General features: G+C 70.3%; 19 protein-coding genes and 1 pseudogene. 5 read left to right on the forward strand and 15 right to left on the reverse strand.

What is annotated here, in order from left to right:
- Positions 1–236: 236 nt before the first annotated feature.
- From ACTYVM_RS19080 to ACTYVM_RS19090, 3 genes are all read right to left on the reverse strand, one after another.
- Positions 237–2,765: an FtsX-like permease family protein gene (locus tag ACTYVM_RS19080; RefSeq protein WP_445527049.1), complete on the reverse strand. Its 2,529-nt coding sequence runs from the start codon at positions 2,763–2,765 to the stop codon at positions 237–239.
- Positions 2,762–3,490: an ArsR/SmtB family transcription factor gene (locus tag ACTYVM_RS19085; protein ID WP_445527050.1), complete on the reverse strand. Its 729-nt coding sequence runs from the start codon at positions 3,488–3,490 to the stop codon at positions 2,762–2,764. Before ACTYVM_RS19085 ends, ACTYVM_RS19080 begins: the two co-directional genes overlap by 4 nt.
- Before the next feature lie 137 nt (positions 3,491–3,627).
- Positions 3,628–4,245, reverse strand: a complete 618-nt coding sequence (locus tag ACTYVM_RS19090; protein WP_445527051.1) for a TetR/AcrR family transcriptional regulator — start codon at positions 4,243–4,245, stop codon at positions 3,628–3,630.
- A gap of 183 nt (positions 4,246–4,428) precedes the next feature.
- Here ACTYVM_RS19090 and ACTYVM_RS19095 point away from each other — a divergent pair, with 183 nt between their 5' ends.
- A complete protein-coding gene (locus tag ACTYVM_RS19095) occupies positions 4,429–5,295 on the forward strand; it encodes an alpha/beta fold hydrolase (RefSeq protein ID WP_445527052.1) in 867 nt (288 codons plus the stop codon).
- Positions 5,296–5,352: 57 nt separating this feature from the next.
- On the opposite strand, the gene ACTYVM_RS19100 is transcribed toward ACTYVM_RS19095, so the two are convergent.
- From ACTYVM_RS19100 to ACTYVM_RS19110, 3 genes are all read right to left on the reverse strand, one after another.
- Entirely contained in the window at positions 5,353–5,946 is a 594-nt protein-coding gene (locus tag ACTYVM_RS19100; protein ID WP_445527053.1) for a DUF4291 domain-containing protein, read from the reverse strand.
- A gap of 91 nt (positions 5,947–6,037) precedes the next feature.
- Positions 6,038–6,745 (reverse strand): 2-phosphosulfolactate phosphatase, encoded by a 708-nt coding sequence (locus tag ACTYVM_RS19105; RefSeq protein WP_445527089.1) that lies wholly within the window; start codon positions 6,743–6,745, stop codon positions 6,038–6,040.
- Positions 6,746–6,774: 29 nt separating this feature from the next.
- A complete protein-coding gene (locus tag ACTYVM_RS19110; protein WP_445527054.1) occupies positions 6,775–7,236 on the reverse strand; it encodes a hypothetical protein in 462 nt (153 codons plus the stop codon).
- Between the two features lie 91 nt (positions 7,237–7,327).
- On the opposite strand from ACTYVM_RS19110, the gene ACTYVM_RS19115 reads away from it, so the two are divergent.
- Positions 7,328–7,693 (forward strand): MerR family transcriptional regulator, encoded by a 366-nt coding sequence (locus ACTYVM_RS19115; RefSeq protein WP_445527055.1) that lies wholly within the window; start codon positions 7,328–7,330, stop codon positions 7,691–7,693.
- Between the two features lie 7 nt (positions 7,694–7,700).
- A pseudogene (locus ACTYVM_RS19120) lies at positions 7,701–7,760 on the forward strand (DUF4291 family protein); the annotation flags it as partial.
- Positions 7,761–7,770: 10 nt separating this feature from the next.
- On the opposite strand, the gene ACTYVM_RS19125 reads toward ACTYVM_RS19120, so the two are convergent.
- On the reverse strand, positions 7,771–9,273 hold the full coding sequence (locus ACTYVM_RS19125) for an FAD-dependent monooxygenase (RefSeq protein ID WP_445527056.1): 1,503 nt from the start codon (positions 9,271–9,273) through the stop codon (positions 7,771–7,773).
- Between the two features lie 59 nt (positions 9,274–9,332).
- The gene (locus tag ACTYVM_RS19130; protein WP_445527057.1) at positions 9,333–11,138 is read right to left on the reverse strand and encodes a multicopper oxidase family protein; all 1,806 of its coding nucleotides are present in this window, start codon (positions 11,136–11,138) and stop codon (positions 9,333–9,335) included.
- Positions 11,139–11,660: 522 nt separating this feature from the next.
- Between ACTYVM_RS19130 and ACTYVM_RS19135 the strand changes: the two genes are divergently transcribed.
- Positions 11,661–12,044 carry a hypothetical protein gene (locus tag ACTYVM_RS19135; protein ID WP_445527058.1) on the forward strand — a complete coding sequence of 128 codons (384 nt, stop codon included), beginning with the start codon at positions 11,661–11,663 and terminating at the stop codon, positions 12,042–12,044.
- Between the two features lie 49 nt (positions 12,045–12,093).
- On the opposite strand, the gene ACTYVM_RS19140 is transcribed toward ACTYVM_RS19135, so the two are convergent.
- From ACTYVM_RS19140 to ACTYVM_RS19160, 5 genes are all read right to left on the reverse strand, one after another.
- Positions 12,094–14,154: a restriction endonuclease gene (locus tag ACTYVM_RS19140; RefSeq protein WP_445527059.1), complete on the reverse strand. Its 2,061-nt coding sequence runs from the start codon at positions 14,152–14,154 to the stop codon at positions 12,094–12,096.
- Positions 14,155–14,326: 172 nt separating this feature from the next.
- A complete protein-coding gene (locus ACTYVM_RS19145; protein WP_445527060.1) occupies positions 14,327–15,010 on the reverse strand; it encodes an ABC transporter ATP-binding protein in 684 nt (227 codons plus the stop codon).
- A 104-nt stretch (positions 15,011–15,114) separates the two neighbouring features.
- On the reverse strand, positions 15,115–16,587 hold the full coding sequence (locus ACTYVM_RS19150) for an ABC transporter permease (RefSeq protein ID WP_445527061.1): 1,473 nt from the start codon (positions 16,585–16,587) through the stop codon (positions 15,115–15,117).
- A gap of 112 nt (positions 16,588–16,699) precedes the next feature.
- Positions 16,700–17,944: a L,D-transpeptidase gene (locus tag ACTYVM_RS19155; protein ID WP_445527062.1), complete on the reverse strand. Its 1,245-nt coding sequence runs from the start codon at positions 17,942–17,944 to the stop codon at positions 16,700–16,702.
- 221 nt (positions 17,945–18,165) lie between these two features.
- A complete protein-coding gene (locus ACTYVM_RS19160; protein WP_445527063.1) occupies positions 18,166–18,558 on the reverse strand; it encodes a hypothetical protein in 393 nt (130 codons plus the stop codon).
- Between the two features lie 109 nt (positions 18,559–18,667).
- Here ACTYVM_RS19160 and ACTYVM_RS19165 point away from each other — a divergent pair, with 109 nt between their 5' ends.
- The gene (locus ACTYVM_RS19165) at positions 18,668–19,003 is read left to right on the forward strand and encodes an LAETG motif-containing sortase-dependent surface protein (RefSeq protein ID WP_445527064.1); all 336 of its coding nucleotides are present in this window, start codon (positions 18,668–18,670) and stop codon (positions 19,001–19,003) included.
- Positions 19,004–19,045: 42 nt separating this feature from the next.
- Here the strand turns inward: ACTYVM_RS19165 and hutH are convergent, their stop codons facing one another.
- Both hutH and ACTYVM_RS19175 read right to left on the reverse strand, forming a co-directional pair.
- Complete coding sequence (gene hutH / locus ACTYVM_RS19170) at positions 19,046–20,614, reverse strand: histidine ammonia-lyase (RefSeq protein WP_445527090.1); 1,569 nt, start codon at positions 20,612–20,614, stop codon at positions 19,046–19,048.
- A 96-nt stretch (positions 20,615–20,710) separates the two neighbouring features.
- Positions 20,711–21,862, reverse strand: a complete 1,152-nt coding sequence (locus ACTYVM_RS19175; protein WP_445527065.1) for a GGDEF domain-containing protein — start codon at positions 21,860–21,862, stop codon at positions 20,711–20,713.
- Positions 21,863–21,915 lie beyond the last annotated feature (53 nt).

Raw genomic sequence — 21,915 nt, forward strand, 5'->3', positions numbered from 1 at the left:
CCCCTCCGGGCAGACCCTTGCCATCGCGACGAGCAGCGATCTGTCCCTGTGGACACGCAAGACGGACCATGGCCACAGCAGCAGCGCTGAAGCCCGACCGAGCCGGACTGAACCTGTCGCGAGCCCTGCTTCCGGAGCAGGTCGGTCTGAGTCCGGCCCAGTTCACCACTCGTAGGGGAGTTCTCCGACACGCAGGCCGACCATGTGTGCGGTGTCCGCCCGTCAGCTTCCTGGCGCTACTCCTTGGCGGTGGCCACCGTCACCGCGCGCACCCGGAGTGCCGCGCGTCCTGGCAGGGCGGTGGCGACGAGGGCGAGGAGTCCGGCGACGGCCACAACGGCGACGTACAGCAGCGGAGTGACGGCCGGAGCGGCGCGGCCGGTCATGCCGACGCTGAACGCGGTCAGGACTGCGAGGGCGATGCCGCTGCCGAGCACGGTGGCGAAGAGCAGCACCGACAACGCCTCGGTGCGCAGCATGCGCAGCACCTGTCGGCGTGTGGCCCCCGCGAGTCGGAGCAGTGCGAATTCGCGGACTCGTTCGGAGACCGACATGGCGAGCGTGTTGACGACGGCGATGGCGGTGAAGGCCAGGACAAGTCCCATGGCGAGGTAGTTGACCTCCGCGTTCGCCTGCTGCTGCTGTGCCTGGAGGTGGTCGGCGGTCTGTGGGGAGACGACACGGACCCCGGGGAAATCACGGAGCGCGGTCGAGATCTGCGTCCGCGTACGGGGCGTGCTGACGAGGACGGAGGTGGCGAGGGGATTGTCGACGTGGCGTGCGACCAGGTCGTGCGTGAGGGTGAGGTCTCCGAAGCCGAGTCCCCTGGTGTAGACGGCGGCAACGGTCAACGTGGCGGGCGTGCCGTCGCCGAGCGTGAGCTTCAGGGTGCTGCCGGGCTTCAGGTGAAGCTGGTCGGCGGCCAGTTCGCTCACGGCCACGGTGCGGTCGGTGAGCCGGTCGAGCGAGCCCGCGGTGACGCCCGGGTCCCAGGTGCGGGTGAGCCCGACGGGGGTGACGCCCTGCGCCGCGTACTTGTCGAGGCCGGCCCGGACGGTCGTACGCACCACTTCGGTGGCCACGTCGTGGTGCGCACGGAACTCCCGTGCGACCTCGGCCGGGACACCCGGTCCAGCCGAGACGACGACCCAGTCGGCGCGCACGCCCTCGCGGGCCTGGGCGCGGGCGGCGTTGCCGAGGGTGGGCTGGACGAACAGGACCGTGCAGGTCATGCCGATGAGGAGGGTGAGAGGGGTGACCACGGAGGCCATACGGGCGGCGTTGCCGCGCAGGTTGGCCGTGGCCAGCCTGCTGCCCGGCCCGGTGAGTCGCAGCGGGCCGCCGAGGAGCAGCGTGGCCGCCTTCACCAGGAGCGGCCCCAGCAGGGCGACAGAGGTGGACAGGACGACAACTGCCAAGAAGGTAACGGGTGTCGACGCGGCCTCGGTGTGCAGAGAGGCGAGGAGGACGACGAGGACCGTGCCGCCGGCCAGCAGCAGGAGTCCGGCAAGGACGCGTCCCCGCGGAGGCCGCGCGGGCTCGGTGTGGGACTCGGCGAGCGCCTCGGCCGGACGGATCCGGGCGATCCGGCGGGAAGCGACCCGGGCGGAGGCCCAGGCTCCGACCAGAGTCGCGGCGACGCCGGCGAACGCAGGGAAGACGCTGACGGTGTGCTGGAGTGTTGCGGGGACTGCTCCCATGGCGACGAACCTGCTGTGCAGCCAGCCGCCCAAGGGCAGCCCGAGCAGAGCACCTGCGATGCCGGCGACCGCGCCGACGATCAGCGCCTCACGGCCCAGAAGACCGCGGATCTGTCCTGAGCCGGCGGCGATGGCGCGGAGCAGGGCGAGTTCACGGTACCGCTGCTGCACGGTCAGCGCGAAGGTGCCGACGACCACGAGCACCGCCACGAGCAGCGAGGTGCCGCCCATGGCGCCGCCGATGCTGACCAGCCTGGTGCGGGCCGCGGCGGCGTCCAGGAACTCCGCGGTTCCGCGGGCGTCCCCGCTGCTGACCTGCGCGTCGGTGCCGCGCAGCGCCTGCACCACGGCTTGGCGCAGCCGTCCGGTGTCCGTGCCCCGGTCGGGGAGCACGCCGAAGGCGGTGACCTTCCCGGGGTGCGCGGCCAGCCTGCGTGCTTCCGCTGCGGAGAAGAACAGCGACGTCTGGTGCCGTACGTCCGCAGGAGGCGTGGCAATTCCGGAAATGCGGTAGCTGCGCGGTGCCTGCGTCGACTGGACGGTGAGCCGGTCGCCGACCTTCAGGTGGGCCCGCCCGGCGAGCCAGGAGTCGACGACGAGGTCGGTCGCGGCCTTGGGTGCGTTGCCCGCGGTCAGCCTGTAGGGCGTAAGGGCGGCGGAGTCCCAGGCATGCCCGTAGGCAGGACGGCCGCCCGTCTCGCCCGGCGCCAACGGCTCTGCGAGGAAGGTGAGTTCGGGCACGACCCGGGCGACGCCTGCGGCGTATGCGAGGGTGCCTTCCAGGCTCTGTGGGAGCCAGGCTCGCTCGGCGATGGGCTTCGCCTTGTGCTTGATCTTGGTCTTGCCCTTCTTGTGTTTGACGGTGGTCTGGTGGACGCTCTGGTCGGCCGAGACCACGACGGGGGTGGCGGCGTAGCGCTCGGTGCGGATCGTCCCGCGCAGGCCCGTTTCCAGGAGGGTGCCGCAGGCGGTGATCAGGGCCGCCGCGCACATCAGAGCGAGGAAGGCACCGAGGAATCCGGCCTTGCGGGCACGGACCGACTTCAGGGCATAGCGCAGCATCATGAGGGCTCGGTCCTCTTCGTCGTGGGCGGATTCGTGGTGTGCGCGGCACGGGGGTCTCGGCCGCCGCGGCCGTCACGGCCGTCGACGGCGGGTGCGGGGAAGGCGAGCATTCGGGTAAGCACGGTGCGTGCACCGGACGGGGTGCCGGCCTCGGGACGTTTGTAGCGGTTGAGCAGGGCGATGTACTCCTCGAAGAACGTGTGGAGTTCGGGCAGCGTCAGCCGTATGCTGCCGCGCGAGTACGGGAAGGCGTCCGCCCAGGGATCGTCGGCGGCGGTGTCCTGCTGAACCTGCTCGAAGAGTTGCAGGTCGGCCGCGTAGGCGTGGTGGTTGAGTTCGTCCATGACGAGCCGCATCTCAGGGCTCTGCCGGCTGCGCGGCGGGAACCGTCGGTCACCGGGGATCGCCCGCCACCAGCGCTCCCGGCCGGTGGCCCCGCCCGCCTCCTTCGTCCCCTGCGCCTTCGCCGTCTCCTCCACGAAGCCGTGCCGCGCGAGTTCCCGCAGGTGGTAGCTGGTGGAGCCGGTGTTCAGCCCCAGCGCCCGGGCGAGCGTCGCGGAGGTCGCGGGGCCCTGCAGGGTGAGGTGCTGCAGCATGCGCTGCCGACGCGGATGCGCGAGCGCCTTCAAGGTGGCGAGGTCGGAGAGTTCGACCGGATCGGGCGGCAGCGCCGGGGCCTGCCCGGCGGGCGCGTGTGGTCCGGGAGTGCCGGGTTCCTGTGCCATGCGTACACAGTCGTCTGTGCACAGGGGCCTGTGCACTGCGGTGGACCGGTGTCTTCGACAGGGGGTTGTCCCTACCCAGGCGGGCACTGCTGTCGGAGCGTGCCCGGCTTCTCGATCACCCTTACCTGCCTGTCCCGTCAGCGAGCCTCTCCATCGGCCTGGAAGATCCGGTCCAGGTGATGGTTCAGAACCGCGGTTGCGGACTCGGGGCTGCGCTGGCCGACCAGGATGCTGGTGCCGAGTCCGGCCGACATGGCGAGCAGGCCGGCTGCTTCGCGCCCTGCATCGATTCCGGGCCCGGTGAGATTCGCCTCCCGTGCCTGCTCCAGGAGTCCGGTGAGTGTCTCCTCGGCGGCGTCGGGGTCCGCGATGAAGGGCTGGGCGGCAAGTGCCTCGTCGGTCACGGCCAGGACGGCGTACGACGTGTAGAGGAAGTGGAAGGTGCGGCTTTCGTCATCGGTCGGCAGCGCCGCCATCAGAAGTGCCTCGATCACGGCGCGCGGGCCAGGACCGTCACCGGCGGCTCGGACCCGGGCGGCGACCCGCTCCCCGAACCTCTCCGCCAGATGCTGCAGCCCGAAGAGCAACAGCTTCTCCTTGGTCTCGAAGTAGTACTGGACCAGGCGCAGTGACACGCCCGCCTCTGCTGCCACATCGCGCATCCCCACGGCATGCAGCCCGCGCTGCCCCGCAGCCCTGACGAGTGCCTCGGCGATCTCGGTTCGTCGTTGTGCGTGGTCCACGCGCTTCGGCATCGGTCACGCCTCTCGTCCACCGTCCGTACTGGTTGCTCGGTCCCGCCCCGAACCCTGTTCATGGTACAGCTGTATCAAGTTGATGGTACGGTCGTACCACGAACGAGTCATTGCATCTGGAGGTGGCCTTCCGTGTCTGAGCCCACGACCCGCGAACGAACTCGGCCCGACGTAGGGCGATATGTGAGCGACGCCCTGCGTGAGCGCTACTTCTCCGCATGTGACTCCGTCTACGCCATGGGTGCGTCGGCTGTCGCGCAGGAGGAGGTGGAGACCAGCTCCGGGACGACGCACGTCTACCGATACGGCCCCGACGACCCGGCCGGCGCCTCTCGAACGCCGGTGGTCCTGGTGCATGGCGCCGGTAGTTGCTCCGCCATGTGGTACCCCAACACTCCGGCGCTCAGTGCGGAGCGCCCCGTCTACGCGATCGACACACCCGGAGACCCCGGCCGCAGTGTTCAGCGTGAACCGATTCACCAGCCAGAACGTGCCGCTCAGTGGCTGGACGAGACACTCGCCGGACTCGACCTCGACCGCGTCCACCTGGTGGGCTCCTCCTACGGAGGATGGCTCACTCTGAACCAGGCGCACCGCAGGCCCGGACGCATCGCCTCGGTCACCCTGCTCGACCCCGGCGGCCTGGAGAAGGTCGGCCTGCGCTTCTTCGTCTGGATCTTCGCCGGCCTCTTCGCCACCTTCGCGCCCAAGGCGCTGCGCCCTCGGCTGGCGGCCTGGCTGGAGCAGCCGGTCCTCGTCGTGCCGCGACTGCGCACGATGATCAGAACGGGCGTGCGCGCGTTCCGCATTCGCCGCCCGGCTCCCCTGCCCTTGTCCGAGGAGGAACTGTCCACTGTCCGCACCCCGCTCTATCTGGTGCTCGGCAAGCGAAGCCTCCTCGTGCATCCGAAGCGGCAAGTGGAGCGCGTTCCGCGGCTGATACCGGGTGCACGGGCCGAGATCGTCTCGAACACCGGTCACGGACCGCAGATCGACCACGCGGACGAGGTCAACCGCCGGATGCTGGGTTTCATGGACTCGGTCGACTGACGGGCGCGGACCCAGGCCGCCCTCGCCAGTCCGGTGACCGTCCGAGAGCGTGCTCGGTCAGGCGCGCAGGTGTGCCAGGAGTTCGCCTTCGGCCCGATAGGGCCGTTCCTTGGGCAGCAGCCGAATCGCTGAGTCCAGGTCACCGCTGCTCACGAGTGCGTGGATCTCGTGGGCGAGCGGCGTCACGTCGCTGATGGAGACCGTCCACTCGTCCGCGTAGCGTCGTACCGCCTCACCGGAGAGCCCGAGTTGCAGCGAGCGGTACGGCAGGGGTTGGAGGTGCAGATCGCGCTCGGGGTCCCACTGGACGCGGGCCGGTGCACGCTTCACCTCACGTTGCCAGGTGCTGCGGTCGGGGTGCAGTCCCCGTACGTAACTGGACAGGCACGCGTTGCGCAGCGCCCACTCGAAGCCGTCGCGGGTGATCTCGACAGCCAGGACGGTCTCTTGTCCCGGCTTCGTGCCCCAGCCGCAGCGGTACATCATCCATGTGAACGACGGCTTGATCCACGTCATCCGGTCCCGCTTCCACGCGGCGGGGAAACGGCCCTCGCGCATCGCGGGAATACCGATCTCAGGGGAGTACGCCTGATAGACGGTGACCGTGGATGCCGTGTGGAGCGCGCGGATTCTGTGGTGCGGTTCTTCCATGGCGTACAGGGTGAGGCCGACGGATCTCCGTCGGCCATTGATTTCCTGACGTCTCCTTGTGGACACGCGTGACGGACCACGACCCAGCTGGTCATCGGGCGTCGGCTGTGTCGTCAGGCACCGGCACAGGACGCAGCACCGTCAAACGGTCTTCCTGGCGGGCCACCATCGCGAAGGAGAACCGGTCCACCTCCAGACAGAGATCGACGTCGTCCCGATGCACTCCTCGGTATCCGCGTCGCAGCCCTTCGGCGAGGTCGGCGGCTGCCCGGGAAGTCCTCGCTCGGTGGAGATACGGGGCAGCCTCGGCATCGCCTCCGCCGACACGTCGGCCGATGTATTCGGCGCAGGCCAGGTCCTCCACAGCTCGGCCTCCCTCGCCGGTGACGACGAACGTCACCGGACCGGAACCGTTGGGTTGCAGAAACCGCGCTGTTGCGCCCGCCACCACGAAGCTCGCGCACAGGACCAGCGACGCGCTCGCGACGGCCAGCGCGCCCACGGTTCCCGCCGTCGTCTTCTGCACCAGCGTGCGACCGGCCAGATCGGACGATCTGACCAGACCTGGTGAGTTCACCGCGTCAAAGCCGGGGACTGGAGCGCCGTCCTTCAGAGCAAGCCATCCCGAACGGCTTCCTTTCAAGGCCAACGCCTCATCCTCCGACGAGGCCAGCACAATCCTCTCGGCGCCTCGCGCGAACGCCCAAGCGGCCACAGTGAAGGCCCGCATCACATCGATGACGACTGCTACACGCGGTGTGTCCGTCAACTCCGGGACACCGGCGAATCGATGGTTCATCTCATGATTCTTGCCGAGGCTCACCTCGCTCATCGGCGTGCGTCGGCCGTGCCTGCGTCGTTGCCTACGAGGTCTACGTTCCGGCCCCACCGCCACGGCGCAAGCTGGAGAATGCCGAACGCCACCTCGACGCCGAAGAACAGCCACAGGAGCCGCGACGCGCCGTGGACCAGTGCGTACGCCTGCCACGTCGCGAACAGGGTCCGGGCGATGCCGTCGAGCAACCCGTGCTCCGGCAGTGGCCTGACGATGCGCAGAACGGCCCAGACGACCACCACCGAGCCCATCAGGTTGGCGAACAGGGTCTGCCACAGGTCGAGTTCCGGCAGAGCGCCAAGCCCGAGAGCCCTGCCGCACGATGACAGCGCGTCGTGTACCAGCGCGTAGGTCCACGGAGTTGCGAATCCCGTCGTGACGGCCAGGTCGTACCAGGCGCTCGCGCGTACGACGCGGAGGTAGGTGGGATGCGCGGGGGTGCGAAGACGACTCACGACGAGGCTCCTGCTGGTCCGGCGGCAGCGATGCCTCACGCTAAACAGTGGAGTACGCTCCAAGGTCAAGCCCGGCATCCGATGGAGGGGCATGCGCATCGGGGAGCTTGCCGCGCAGGCAGGCATGACCAGAGACACGATCCGGTTCTACGAGAAGGTCGGCCTCGTCGAAGGCCGGCGTCTGCCCAACGGATATCGCGACTTCCCGCCAGAAACGGTGGTCTGGCTGCAATACGTCCGCACCGCGCAGGCGCTCGGATTCTCCCTGTCGGAGATCGCACGGAACGGCGAGAGACTGCGAGAGGCACCGGACACCGCGATGGCGCTGTCCGCGCTCTTCGAGGAGAAGATCCACGTCATCGACACCCGTATCGCCGAACTCGCCGCCCTACGGACCGACCTGGCCGCGCGCGTCGGCACGGGATGCCCACTGCGGGCGTCCGAGAAAGGGCTGTGAGTGAGGCCTGACGTGGATCAAGCCGTCGTTCCTGTGGACGATGCACCGCTGCGGCCGGGGCACGAAGGCGGGGGATCTCACGCCGCGCGGTGGCTCGCCCCGCCCAACCATCGCGTCAGGGCCTTGCCCAGCTCGTCCGGGTCGGGCTCCTCGGCCGCCCAAGCGGCGTAACCGTCGGGCCGGACCAGCAGTGTCGAGCGCAGACCGGTCGCCGGGGAGACGGTCACCACTCGCCCCGCCCAAGGCGCGGCGACCGCGGCGACGTCCTGGCCCACCAGCACGAACTTGCCCTCACGCAGGGCCTCGTACAGCCGAGACGGCTGCCCTGCCAGACGGAGGTCCGGCACGCGGCGCCCGGTGAGCGGATGAGAGCCCCAGGGCGCGCGGTAGCTGATCGCGATGCCGGATATGCCGCGTGCCGCACGCGTCTCCGGCACACCCAGCCGATGAGCGACCGTGGCCATCGAGCCCCGCAACGCCCGGGCCACAGGCGACTCGGTGATGATGGCCGTGAGGAGTGCGTGACTGACACGCAGCACCCTTCGCCCCACCGGGTGGCGTTCGGTGTCATAGCTGTCCAGCAGTGCGTCGGAGGCCCAACCGTGCACAACGGCTGCCAGTTTCCAGCCGAGGTTGGCGGCGTCCTGCATCCCGGTGTTCATCCCCATGCCGCCGGCCGGCGAGTGGACGTGTGCGGCGTCGCCCGCGAGGAAGACCCGTCCCTGCCGGTAGTGGGGTACCTGCCGTTCGTCACTGTGGAAGCGGGAGACCCAACGCGCGTCGTGCATCCCGAGGTCATCACCGACGGTGCGCCTCGTGAGGTCCCGGACTTCCTCCAGTGTGACCGGTGCGTCGTCGGGCAGCTGACGCCGCCGGTCCCAGGCGATGATCCGGTACCAGCCGTCCCCGAAGGGCGCGAAGAACGTGAAGCCGTGTTCGTTGGAGGCGAAGTTGAGAGGCTCGTCGGGCGCGCGGTCGAGCAGCACGTCGGCCAGCATCAGGGAGCTGATGGCCGACCTGCCGGGGAACGGCATGCCCAGGCTCCGCCGGACGATGCTGCGCACCCCGTCGGTACCGACCACGTAGCGGGCCCGAAGCGTGTCCGTGGCACCGTCCGTACAGGCCACATCCACGTCGACACCGCTCGGGTCCTGCCGTATCCCTGTGACCCGCGCGCCCCGCACCATCGTGGCCCCCTCCTTCTCGGCCCGGCGCAGCAGAAGCCGCTCGACCTGCCACTGGGGGGTGATGAGCATGAAGGGAAAGCGCGTACGGAGTCCGGAGAAGTCGATGGTGACACCGCCGAACGGATGCAACGACCTGACCGGTGCGCCGGTCCTGAGCAGTTCGTCGGCCACACCTCGGGCGTCGAGCTCCTCCATGGTTCGCGCGTGAACGCTGAACGCGCGGCTCAGGTTGGATGCGTGATCGCGTCGCTCCAACACGGTGACAGCCACGTCGGACCTGGCGAGATCGCCGGCGAGCAGGAGCCCGGTCGGGCCGGCTCCGACCACCAGGACATCCACCGCGGTCTCGTGCTCCTCCGAAGGACCACGAGACGACTTATCCATTTTGGGCATATTCCCCAGTATCAGTCCTGCCTGACGATGCCGCTCGCCGAGGCCGCGAGCCAAGCGTGTCAGGCCGGGCCGACGTGCAGGGGGCGCATCATTTCGTTGTCCTCGTGTTCCAGGAGGTGGCAGTGCCACATGTACCGGCCTGCCTGGCCGAAGCGCACCTTGACCCGGGTCGTCTCCTGCGGATAGGCGAGGACCGTGTCCTTGAAGCCGCGTTCCCACGCCTCCGGGAGGCGTGGGGCGCCGGCCGGGAGCGATTGCCGGTCGACGACCTGGAACTGCACTTCGTGGATGTGAATGGGGTGGGCGTCATTCGTCAGGTTGTGGATCTCCCAGATCTCCGTCGACCCCACAGTGGGGTTCTCCGTGACGGGATCAGCCCATCTCAGTAGTCTCGGCTTGCCGTTCGGGCCGATGACGCCGAGCAGGACTTCGCGGGGACTCACGCCCGGTACGCGGGCCGAGGCCTCCTCGCCGAGACTGAGCTGCCGGGTGCGGTCCGCCGCGCCCAGGGGCTCGAAGGGGGGCAGCGTGAGCCGTGCGGGAGGCGTCGACGTGTCCGGCGCGACGAGCGGTTCGATCACGAACTTCATGACCTGCCCGGTGGTTCTCGGGTTCGCCGCGGGGAAGCTTGTGCCGACCGTTCCCCCCGCGAACACGGCGTCCGGTCCCTCGTTGATCAGGTACAGCTCCGTGCCGACCGGGACCGAGGAGAAGTCGACGACGACATCGGCGCGTTCGGCCGGCGCGAGCAGCAGTTGGTCGCGCCGAACGGGGGCGGGCAGGAAGCCTCCGTCGCTCCCGACCTGCCACAGGGCGAGTCGTGCCGGTACCGGCCTGCGGGCCAGCGGGTCGGCGACGATCTTCATGATCAGGGCACGTGCGTTGCAGCCGTTGAGGAACCTGAACCGGTAGCGGCGCGGCTCGACGGGCAGCACAGGCCAGGCCCTGCCGTTGGCGAGCATCACGTTGCCGAAGTACTCCGGGTTCCAGATCGGCGGGATGTCGCTGCCGGGCACGTACGGGCCCTTGAAACCGTCGGAGAGCGCCCGGCTCGCCGGGTAGTACAGGGTCCCGTCGCTGCGGAACGAGCGGTCCTGGACGAGGACCGGAATCTCGTGGTACCGCGTGCCGGGCGGGTCGCCGAGCCTCGGCGCGGGTCCGGGCAGGACGCCTTCCCCCAGGTCCGACGGTCCGCCGCGCAGCAGGTAGAAGCCGGCCATTCCGGCGTACACGTTCAGCCGGGTGATGCCCAGGGTGTGGTCGTGGAACCACAGGGTGGCCGCCCGGTCGCGGTTGGCGTAGTGGTAGACGGCCTCGCCCGGGCCCCCGGACACCCCGCCCGTCGCCGCGGACTTCTTCGCGAACTCCTCGTAGAAGGAGCCGACTCGGGCGTAGCCGCGGGGGATGTCCTTCGCGTCGGGCAGGTACCAGGCCTCGGCGTATCCGTCGTTCTCCTCCGTGTTCGCCGCGCCGTGCAGGTGGGTGACGATGGGAACCGGTCCGTCGTACGGCCCGGGTGTCGAGGTGAACATGGGGTGGGAGTCCCGCCGCTCGGTCCCGCCCGGTGGGTTCGCCCAGTGGAGCGTGGGATCGACCGGCAGCAGGTGCGGCAGATATCCGCCGTTCGTGTCGACCAGTTGGTTGACCCACCTGACCTGGACCGCCCGTCCGTACCGGGCTTCGACGGTGCAGGCGGGGTAGTGGAACGTCTCGGGGTGGCCGGTCGCGCCGTATCCGAACACCGTTGTGGCCGGCATGCCCGGGGGGAGCACCTGCTGGCGGAACCGGCGGACCCCGATCGTGTAGACGTCCCGGTCGGCCCCGCTGTCCAGTGGCATGACGGGCGGTATCTCGAGTTCGGCCACGTACTTCCGTATCGTCGCCGGATCAAGGACTTCTGCTTCCGTCGGCGAAGCCCGCGGCGTCGCCGTACCGGCAGCGGAAACGAGTGACGTTCCGCCTGCCAGAGTGGCCTGAAGGACGAGCCTCCTGCTGATCACTGGGCTTCTCACCTCGGCTCAGGTCATCGGAGCACGGCACCAGTGGCCTCCCAGCCGGGACCCTCGGCGGGCTCGGGCCCGTGCGGTCGGCCGCCGGTTACCGGCGATCGTCGCATCGCCCGGGTGGACGCGCATGGCGGCCGCCGGCCGCCATGGAACGCGCCGGCGCCCCGCGGTCACGGCGTTGTCGGCCCCCTGGTCGCACGCGTCCGCGGGCGGGGGGAAGCATGTCGGGGGTTTCGACGGAACGTCCTGCTCTGGTCCATCAGGGTGATGCCGCATCCCGGCGTCCCGCCGAGCTCCCGGTGTCGCGTCCGAGCTCCCGGTCTCGCGTGATGCGTCGTAAAATCTTCCGCCGGCGGTCCACACGGCCTGTGGGGGGCGAACATGGAAAAACCGGACGACCGCATCGCATCCGCGCTGCGCTTCGCCTCGGAACTCGTCGCCTGGGTGGCCACCCCGTGGGCCTTGTCCAGGTACTCGTGGCTGCTCGCCGTCCTGGCCGTGGTGGTGCTGATCGGGCTGCCGGCCGTCTTCTCCACTCCGGGGGACAAGGCGCAGGTGGTCATCCCCGTCCCCGGTGCGGTCACGATCCTGCTCGTGCTGCTCCAGCTCGCCGCCGCCGTGATCGCCGCATGGTCGGTATGGCCCGGATACGCGGCCGTGCTCGTGTCTCTCCTCGTGGCCGCCACCCTCGTGACGGAACGCCACCGCTGGCGGTGGCTGCTCTCCACGGACCGGCGCACCGGCCAGGACCAGGACTACGACTAGGGCCGGGGCTGGGGCTGGGGCTGGGAGCACGGACTGACGTGGATCACGTCTACTCCACCTCGATACCGAAATCCTGGACGAGCTCTTCCAGGCCGCCCGTGTAGCCCCTGCCGCCCAGGACGAAGTCCCAGTCCCCGTTCGGCCTGCGGCGGAAGGAGCCGAGCACCAAGGCGGTCTCGTGCGGCCGGCCGTCGGAGACCTCCAGCCGTCCCAGTTCGGCCAGCCTCGGGTCGAGCAGGCGGATGCGGGCGTCCGTGAAGCCCGAGAGGTCGGCGTCCGGGTTGACCTCCGGATCGACGGCGGCCACGAGGACGAGCCGGTCGGCCTCGTCCGGCAGCGCGTCGAAGGAGACGCAGACGGCGGCTTTGTCGGGGGCGTTGCCGGGAAGGGCGCGCACGGAGCCGTCCGGGGTCCGCGGGTTGTTGAAGAAGACGAAGTGGTCGTCGCTGAGGACGCGGTTGCCGCGGCAGACCAGGGCGCACACGTCCAGGGCGACACCTCCGGCCCACGACATGCCCAGGACGTTGTGGTCGGCGGGCAGCCGGGGGTCCGCGACCGTCGGTGCCGGCTGAGCCGCGGACCGGCGGGCGCCGTCGCCGAGTCGTCCGCTCAGCCCGTGGCGGTGCAGCAGGTCGACGAGTTCGGTTCCCGGGATCAGTTCCAGCGGCTTGCCGTTGGCGAAGGTGTGCGAGCCGGGGCCGAACCTCGACGTCGTCACGAGCACGCCCTTGTTGGCGCCGACGTCCTGCACGGTCCCGTACAGGTCGCGCACCGCGGTGGGCGGCACCGTGTTGCGGTAGCGCTTGACCTGCACGACGATCTTGCCGCCGCGGATCGGTGTCGGATCCAGCGCGTCGACGTCCACTCCGCCGTCGTTCGAGCGCTGGGTGGTGACCGCCTGCATCCCCATGGCCCGGAAGAGTTCGGCGACGAGCTCCTCGAAGGCGATCGGGTCCATCTCGTACAGGTCGGGTTCCTCGTCGCTGCCATGCGTGACGACACGGTTCCCCACCTCCTGCGGCCGGCGACCGGGCCGCACCGCGGTGAGCTGGTCGGGACGCGCCGAGAGCTGTCCGTGCAGTGCGTCGGCCAGGCAGCTTCCGGCGTCCACCTGCGCCAAGTGCAGGTCGCCGAAGGTCGAGCGCGGGGCCATGACGGTGACCAGGTGGATGTGGCCCGGTCGGCCCGTCGTCGGGTCGTGCCCGTCCACGAACCCGTTCAGGGTCACTGATTCCAGCGCGCCCAGCTCGTCCGCGGCGAAGAGTTCGTGCAGGACGAGCAGCGCGCACTGCGCCAGGACCTCCCGGTACAGGGCCCTTCGCTGTGTCACCGGCCGGGCGGTCTCCTTGTCCTCGTCCGTCGCGGACACGTACCGAACGGACTTGAACTCGGGGACGACGCTGTAGGCGGGTAGTTCCCAGTCCAGCACCAGCTGCCCGGCCGCCGCGTCGTAGGCCGCTGCCACCTGGCGTGGGAAATCCTCCGGCCAAGCGGTCGACGCGTAGAGAGCGGCGGAGAAGTACTCGACCACGGCGTCGGGATCGCGGCGCCTCACTCCCTCGGTCAGCTCGGCGATCCCGGCGTTGTGCCGCCGCACCTCGGCCCGTTGGGCATCGGCCCACTGCTGGTACTCCCGCTGGTACGACGCCAGTTGCTGCTGCCGCCGTGCCTCCGCCGTCTGGGCCGCGTGCCGGTCCCGCTCGAAGCGCGCCCGGGCTTCGGCCTGCGCCTGCGCTCGGCGGCCGGCGGTCCAGCCGCCCTGCGCCTGGTAGTGATCGGAGTTCGGCATGGGCACGGGCTGCGCCAGTGGGCCCGGAGCGAAGGGCTCGATCTCCTCACGGCGCGTGAGAGAGGAGGCCCTGAAGGCCGGAGCCCGGCAGCCCGAGGCGAGAAGACCCCGCAGGGACTCGACCTGCGCGTCCAGTTCCTCGGTACGGCGTCGGGCCTCTGCCTGCCGGTACTCGCGGTGGCTCTGCGCGGCTCGCCGCTGCTGGGCCCGTGCTTGCTGCTCCTCCTGTCGCCGCCGCCGGGCTTCGGCCTCCGTCCGGCGCTGCTGCTGCCTCTGCGCCTCAGCCCAGACACCGACCAGACCGTTAGAGCGACGACTCATGTGCTGCGGGCCCTCCCCAAGGCGCTCTGGTTGTCCCCACAACCAGTTGTAACGGGACGACTCTATCCAGCGATGGCCGTCTCGCACATCCGCCCGGCGAGAGCAGCGGCAACGCGGGCGGCCGCCGCCGCAGCGGCGGCCGCGGCCACGCACGCTCAACAACCAGGTGGTGTCAGGCGCCGGCGTTCTCCTTCACTGTGATGCGGCCCTTGCGGATGGTCGCCAGGCGCGGGGCCTTCTTCGCGATGGCGGAGTCGTGGGTGACCATGACGAACGTCAACCCGTGCTCCTTCCACATCCGTTCGAGCACGTCCATGATCTCGTCGCGCATGGACTCGTCGAGGTTTCCGGTGGGTTCGTCGGCGAGCAGCACCTTCGGCTGCTTGACCAGGGCGCGGGCGATGGCGACGCGCTGCTGCTGGCCGCCGGACATCTCCGACGGCAGGTGCCCGAGCCGTTCGCCGAGCCCGACCGACTCCAGTGCCTCGGCTGCCCGTTCCCGCCGTGCGGCGGCCTTGATGCCGAGCGGGACGAGGGCGGTCTCGACGTTCTCCTGCGCGGTCAGGGTGGGGATCAGGTTGAAGGACTGGAAGACGAAGCCGATGCTCTCGCTGCGCACCCGGGTGAGCCGGGCCTCGGGCAGCTTCGCCAGGTCGGTGCCGTCGAGGACGACCTGGCCGGAGGTGGGCCGGTCCAGACCGCCCAGCATCTGCAGCAGCGTCGACTTGCCGCCGCCGGTGGGGCCCTGGATGACCAGGCGGTCGCCGTCGGCGATGGTCAGGTCGATCCCGTCGAGGGCCTGGACGACCCCCTTGCCCCGGGTGTAGCGCTTGGTGACGCCGGTGAGTTCGTACATGGGTGAAGCAGCTCCTGGAATGCGTGCGGGAGTTGGGCCGACGGCCCGCTGGTGGGCGGCAGGGCCGCGCGGTCAGGGGAGGACCGCGCGGTCCCGGGCGGGCGCTACTCGACCCGCCGTAGCGCGTCCGCCGGACGCAGGCGGGAGGCGCGCCAGCCGCCGAACGCGCCGGCGATCAGGCCGCCGGCCACGGCGAGGCCGACCGCGAGGACGATGGTGGTGAGGCTGACCGGCGCGGTGAGCGCGACCTCCAGGGACTTCGCGGCCTGCCGGCCCGGACCGCCCATGCCCCCGCCGCCCATGAAGCCGCCGCCACCGGGACCGCCACCGGCCATCCCGCCGCCGGAGCCGCCGAGGTCGGCCTGGAGCGTCGGGCTGATCGCCGTCACCGCGTACGCGCCCGCCAGACCGAGCGCGATGCCGAGGATGCCACCGACCAGGCCGTTGACGACGGCCTCGCCGACCACCTGCCGGGTCACCCGGCCGGACTTCCAGCCCAGCGCCTTGAGCGTGCCGAACTCGCGCACCCGCCGGGAGACGGCGGAGGAGGTGAGCAGGCCGGCGACCAGGAACGCGGCCACGAGCACCGCGATGGACAGCCACTTGCCGACGTTGGTGGCCAGGCTGGAGGCGGTGGACAGCGAGCCGGAGACGGTCTTGGCCAGGTCGGCGGAGGTGGTGACCGTGGTACCCGAGACGTTCTTCTGGACAGCGCTCTTGACGGCGTCGATCTGCTGGGAGTCGGTCGCCTTGACGTAGATCGTGGTGACCTTGTCCTTGTTGTCGCTGAGAGTCTGCGCCTGCTTCAGCGGGATGTAGAGGTTGGCCGCCGCGTCCCCGCTGCTGGCGGTGGCGATGCCGATCACCTCGTACTTGACGCCCTTGACGGTGACGGTGCTCCCGACCTTGAGCTTCTTCTCCTTGGCGTACGCCGAGTCGGCGACGACGACCTTCGCGTCCGTCTCGGTGGTCTTGAAGGTGCGGCCGCTGGTGATCTCCGAGGAGGTCAGCGGGCCGAGCTCCGGCTTGGTGACGTCGGTGCCGTAGACCGAGTACTGGTTGACGTCGAAGTCGGCGCCGCCGCCCTGGACCCGGCCCTGCGGCTGGGAGCCGGGGCCGCCGCCCATCCGGCCGCCTCCGTCCTGCTGCTGGAACTGGCCGCGGGTGAACTGGCCGCTGACCTTCACCACGTTGAGGCTGAGCCCGCCGACCGCGGAGGAGACGCCCTTCTGGTCCGCCACCTTGGTGACCGTGGAGGCGGACAGGGTGGTGAAGCCCTGCACCATGACCCGGTCACTGCTCTGGGTGTCCTCGGACCCGTTGTCCTTGGCGTCGAACCGGAAGCGCGGGCGCTCGGAGCCACCGTCACCGGAGGGCGGGGTTGCCGCCTTGGTGACAGTCATGTCCGTGCCCAACCCGTACAGCGACTGCAGGACCTTCTCCTGCGCCGCGCCCATGCCGTTGGACACGGAGTTGACCACGATGACCAGCGCGATGCCCAGCGCGAGGCCGGAGGCGACGACGAGGGCCGCCTTCCGGCGGCGGCGCAGCTCGCGCCTCAGGTAGGTGAAGAACATGCGCCGACGGTAGACGCGCAGCCTGATGAGGTCTTGAGGCCGTCCTGAGAGAACCATGAGAAGACCGGTGCCGCCCCGAAGGACGGCACCGGTCTTCACGGCCGAGCGGTAGTCAGGAGGACGAACCGGCCTTCCACTGCGCCCAGCTCATGTTCCAGCCGTTGAGGCCGTTGTCCGGGGCGACGGTCTTGTCGCCGGTGTTCTGCACGACGACGACGTCGCCGACGATCGAGTTGTTGAAGAACCACGCGCCCGGGGTGTTCGGGTCGTTCGCGCCCTTCGCGTCCTGCAGGCCCACACAGCCGTGGCTGGTGTTGACGTTGCCGAAGACGCCCGAGCCGCCCCAGTAGTTGCCGTGGATGAAGGTGCCCGAGTTGGTCAGGCGCATGGCGTGCGGCACGTCCTTGATGTCGTACTCGCCCTTGCCGTCGTCGTCGGTGAAGCCGACCGTCGCGCCGTTCATCCGCGTCTGCTGGAACTTCTCGGAGATCACCATCGCACCCTCGTACGTGGTGTGCTCCGGGGCGCCCGCGGAGATCGGGATGGTCTTGATGACCTTGCCGTCCCGCGTGACCTTCATCTGCTTGGTCTTGGCGTCGACGTAGGAGACCTGGTTGCGGCCGATGTGGAAGGTGACCGTCTTCTGCTGGACGCCGAAGACGCCCTGGGCACCCTCGACGCCGTCGAGGTCGAGCTTCAGCGTGACGGTGGAGTTCTCCTGCCAGTAGTTCTCGGGACGGCAGTCCATGCGCTGGACGCCGAACCAGTGGCAGGCGACCTCCTGGCCGCTGGAGGAGGTGACCGTGATGCCCTTCTCGACGTCCGCCTTGTTGGTGATCGCCTTGTCGAAGTTGATGGACACGGGCATGCCGACGCCGACGGTGGTGCCGTCGTCCGGCGTGAAGGAGCCGATGAAGCTGTGCGCCGGGGCCACGGTGGTGAAGGAGCCGTTCTCGTGGGCGTCGCGGCCCTTGGCGTCCGTGGCGGTCGCGGCCACCTTGTAGGTGGTGGCGCGCTGGAGTTGGGCGCTGGGCTTCCAGCTCTTCTTGTCGGCCGATATCTGCCCCTCGACCGCCGTGCCGTCGGCCGTCGTCATGGTGACCTTCGTCAGTGTGCCCTTGGCCACGGTCACGGCAGCGGAGTTGTTGATCGAGGCGTTGTCGGACCCGTCCGCTGGTGTGATCTTGATCTGGGCCTCCGACGACTCCTCGGCCGCGGCCTTGTCGGCCTTGGCCTGCGAGGTGTCGCCGCCCCCGTCGGCCTTGTCGCCGTTGCCGGAACAGGCCGTGAGCACCAGTACACCGCCGAGCAGTGCGGACGCGGCCGTCAGGCGCTTGCGCCGCTTACTGTTCGTCATCACACGCTTCTCCATCGTTGGCGAGTCCCAAAACCCCTCGAGTCCCCCGTCGCGAGTCCTCAACGCTACGACCGTTTCGTCCCATTTCCCACGTCATGGAGCTGTGGGACTCGCCACGACCGCCGTAACAGACGGTGCGCGGCCCGACCTGCGCGTTGCGTGAGACGACGAAACCCCGGACGCCGGTTGCGGCCGGGGTCCTCGATGTGACGCGGGCGACGTCAACCGGAGTGTCCGGCGCCACCCGCCTCCTCGTCGTCCCCGATTTCCTCGTCTTCCTGGTCTTCCTGATCGCCATCATCCTCGCCGAACTCCCAGTCAGGCGAATCCGGGTCGTACGCGATGCGCTCGCTCGACCAGGAGGCCTGCTGGAGTTCCACCCCCGGCACCTCGCCGACCAGTACGAACGGATCGACCAGGTACGAGAGGGCCTCGGCAGTGTCTTCCGTCACAGCCCCCTCGGCGTGCGCCCGTTCCGCGGGGTCCAACTCGCCTTCCTCGGCGTGCTCGGCGATCCGGCTGCGGGCCGCCCCGACGACGACGTCCTCGTCCTCGATCTCGACGACGAGCTCGACCGTGAGGCGGACAAAACGTGAAGTTGCTGGAGTGCTCATGGTCGGAGCGTACGGCTCAAACCTCCCGTGACTTTCCTGTGACCCGCGACGTTCACTAACATCGCCCCACACGGCCAATTCACCAGCGCCACAAGGGGATCGATATTCCGTGTCAACCGCTCGCCGAACGTTGCTGACCGCCACCGCCGCGGGCACCCTGCTGGGCGCCCTGTGGTTCGTCCCGTCCGCGGACGCCTCGGTGGGCACTCCGGCGAGAGGGGCGGACCCGGCGGCGCCGACAGCCCAGGTCACGGAGCAGGGACGGCCCGCCTCGACTACTCAGACGTCCGGCGCCCAGGAGGACGCCCCCGCCGGGAGCGGGACCGAACTCGCCGACACCGGAAGCATCGACACCACGCCCTACGTCGTCGGCGGCACCGCGCTGCTCATACTGGGCGCCGGTTTCGTGGTCTACTCCGTGCGCCGCGAACGCCTCGGCTTCTGAACCCGTCCGCCGGTCCTACGACTTGGGACCCGGCCCGTCGTCCTACAGCAGCGGTCCCGTGACGGTCTCGGCCGCCGCGAGGAGCCGGCCGTCCCGCACGAAGGCGTCCGCGGCGGCGAGGTCGGGCGCGAGGAAGCGGTCCGGACCCGGTCCCCCCACCCCCGCCTCGCGGGCGGCGTCGATGACCGCCCGGCTCGCCGGGGCCGGGGTCAGGCCCTCGCGCAGTTCCACGGCGCGGGAGGCGGCGTAGAGCTCGATCGCGATGATCCGGGTCAGGTTGCCGACGGCCGTCCGCAGCTTGCGCGCCGCCGACCAGCCCATGGAGACGTGGTCCTCCTGCATGGCGGAGGACGGGATCGAGTCGGCGGACGCCGGTACGGCGAGCCGCTTCATCTCGCTGACCAGCGCGGCCTGCGTGTACTGGGCGATCATCAGGCCCGAATCGACGCCCGCGTCGTCGGCGAGGAACGGCGGCAGGCCGTGGCTGCGGTTCTTGTCGAGCAGCCGGTCGGTGCGGCGCTCGGCGATCGAGCCGAGGTCGGCGGCGGCGATGGCGAGGAAGTCCAGCACGTAGGCGACCGGGGCGCCGTGGAAGTTGCCGTTGGACTCGACCCGTCCTCCCCCAGTGCCGAAAGCCTGGGAGGTGCCCCCAGGCAGGACGACCGGGTTGTCGATGGCGGAGGCGAGTTCACGCTCGGCGACCAGGCGGGCGTGCGCGAGGGTGTCCCGGCCGGCGCCGGCGACCTGCGGGGCGCAGCGCACGGAGTAGGCGTCCTGCACGCGGGGAGCGTCGTCCTGGTGGTGCCCGGTGAGGCCGGAACCCTTGAGCACGGCCGCCATGTTGGCGGCGGAGGCGCCCTGTCCCGGGTGCGGGCGGACGGCGTGCAGTTCGGGGGCGAGGACCTTGTCCGTGCCGAGCAGCGCCTCCAGGCTGAGGGCGGCGGTGACGTCGGCGGACTTGTACAGGGCGTCGAGGTCGGCGAGCGCCATGACCAGCATGCCGAGCATGCCGTCGGTGCCGTTGAGGAGGGCCAGGCCCTCCTTCTCACGCAGCTCGACGGGGCGGATGCCGTGCTCGGCGAGCAGTTCGGCGGCGGGGCGGACGACCCCGTCGGGGCCCTCCGCGTCGCCCTCTCCCATGAGGGTGAGGGCGCAGTGGGACAGCGGGGCGAGGTCACCGGAGCAGCCGAGGGAGCCGTACTCGTGCACGACCGGGGTGATGCCGGCGTTGAGCACGTCGGCCATGGTTTGCGCGACCTCGGGGCGCACGCCGGTGTGCCCCGAGCACACGGTCTTCAGTCGCAGGAACATCAGCGCGCGCACGACCTCGCGCTCGACCCTCGGGCCCATGCCGGCGGCGTGCGAGCGGACGATGTTGCGCTGGAGCTGGGCGCGCAGTTCCTGGCTGATGTGCCGGGTCGCCAGGGCGCCGAAGCCGGTGCTGACGCCGTAGACGGGCTCGGGCTTGGCCGCCAGCGCGTCCACGATCTCCCGGGCCGCCGCGAGGGCCGCCACCGCCTCGTCGGAGAGCTCGACGCGGGCGCCGCCGCGCGCCACGGCGAGAACGTCGGACGCGGTGACCCCCGACGTCCCCACCACCACAGTATGCATATCCATATTCAGGAGCGTACGCAGTGAATGCGGCGATGTCACTAGTGGATGCCGGGAGTGACTCTTACAACGCGCGGCCACGATCCCCGGCGCCGCTCAGGGCCTGCGGCCCCGGAAGCGGCGCCGCTCCGCCGGTGCCTGAGCGGCGGGCGGGGGCGCGTCGGCGAGGTGAACGACCGGGTCCTGCAGGCCCTCCCGGCCGGCCAGCACGGGCCGGTCGGCGCGCAGCGCCTTCGCCCGGTACTGGGCGGCGTCGGCGAGCCGGAACAGCCGCCTCGCCGACGGTACGGGCCCGATCGCGTTCTCGGTCGAGGCCACCCCGCAGGCGACTCCCTGACCCAGCTCCAGCTCGGCCGCACGCCGGCACAGCTCGTCGGCCGCCTTGACCACCTCGTCGACCGAGGGCCCCACCGCGACCAGGCAGAACTCGTCGCCGCCGAGCCGCGCCACGAGGGCGCCCGGCACCATCGCACCGCACAGCGACAGCACGGAGCCGAACCGTTCGAGGAGCCGGTCGCCGACGGCGTGGCCGAGGGTGTCGTTGACCTGCTTGAGCCCGTTGAGGTCGCAGACGACGAGACTGACGGCGACCCCGTCCGCGCGGTGCCGCTCGATCGCCTCGTCGAGCATCACGTCGACGGCACGGCGGTTGGCGAGCCCGGTCAGCGCGTCCGTGAACGCCAGCCTGCGGACCTCCTCCAGCCGCTCGCTCTGGGCCAGCCCGGCGGCGACCACGGCGGCCAGCACGGTGGCGAAGTCGGCGTCGGACCGGGCGAAGAGGGGGAGGCCGACCGGACGGGCCACGTAGAGCTCGCCCCAGGCGCGTCCGTGCTGCACGATCGGCGCGACCACGCAGCAGCCGCGCCCGCGCCGGCGCAGCGCGGCGACCCGCTGGTGGCGGTAGCCGGGGTGGCCCTCGGCCGCGCCCTCGACGGTCTCCACCCAGGCGTCGGGTTCACCTCCCGAGGCCCACCGCTCGTGCAGGAACTCGGTGATCTCCGGGAACTGGTGCACCGGGTAGGCCTCGCTCTCCGGGAACTCCTCCTCTCCCGGCGCCCGGTCCCCCACGTTCACCAGGACCCGCAGCCGACCGCGCTCGCGCTCCCACACCGAGAGCGCGGCGAAGTTCCCTTCCAGCGCCCGGCACGCGCCCAGCGCCGCCGCCCGCCACGACTCACGCGAGGTCTGCGCCGCGGCCATCCCCTGCGCCAACGCCACGACGGCCGCCAGCCGCCTGTTCTCGCCCATCACCCCAGGCTAGGGATGTTTCGGTCGAATCGAGACATTGCCCCACGAGGAAG

The sequence above is a fragment of the Streptomyces cyslabdanicus genome (genome assembly GCF_052663305.1).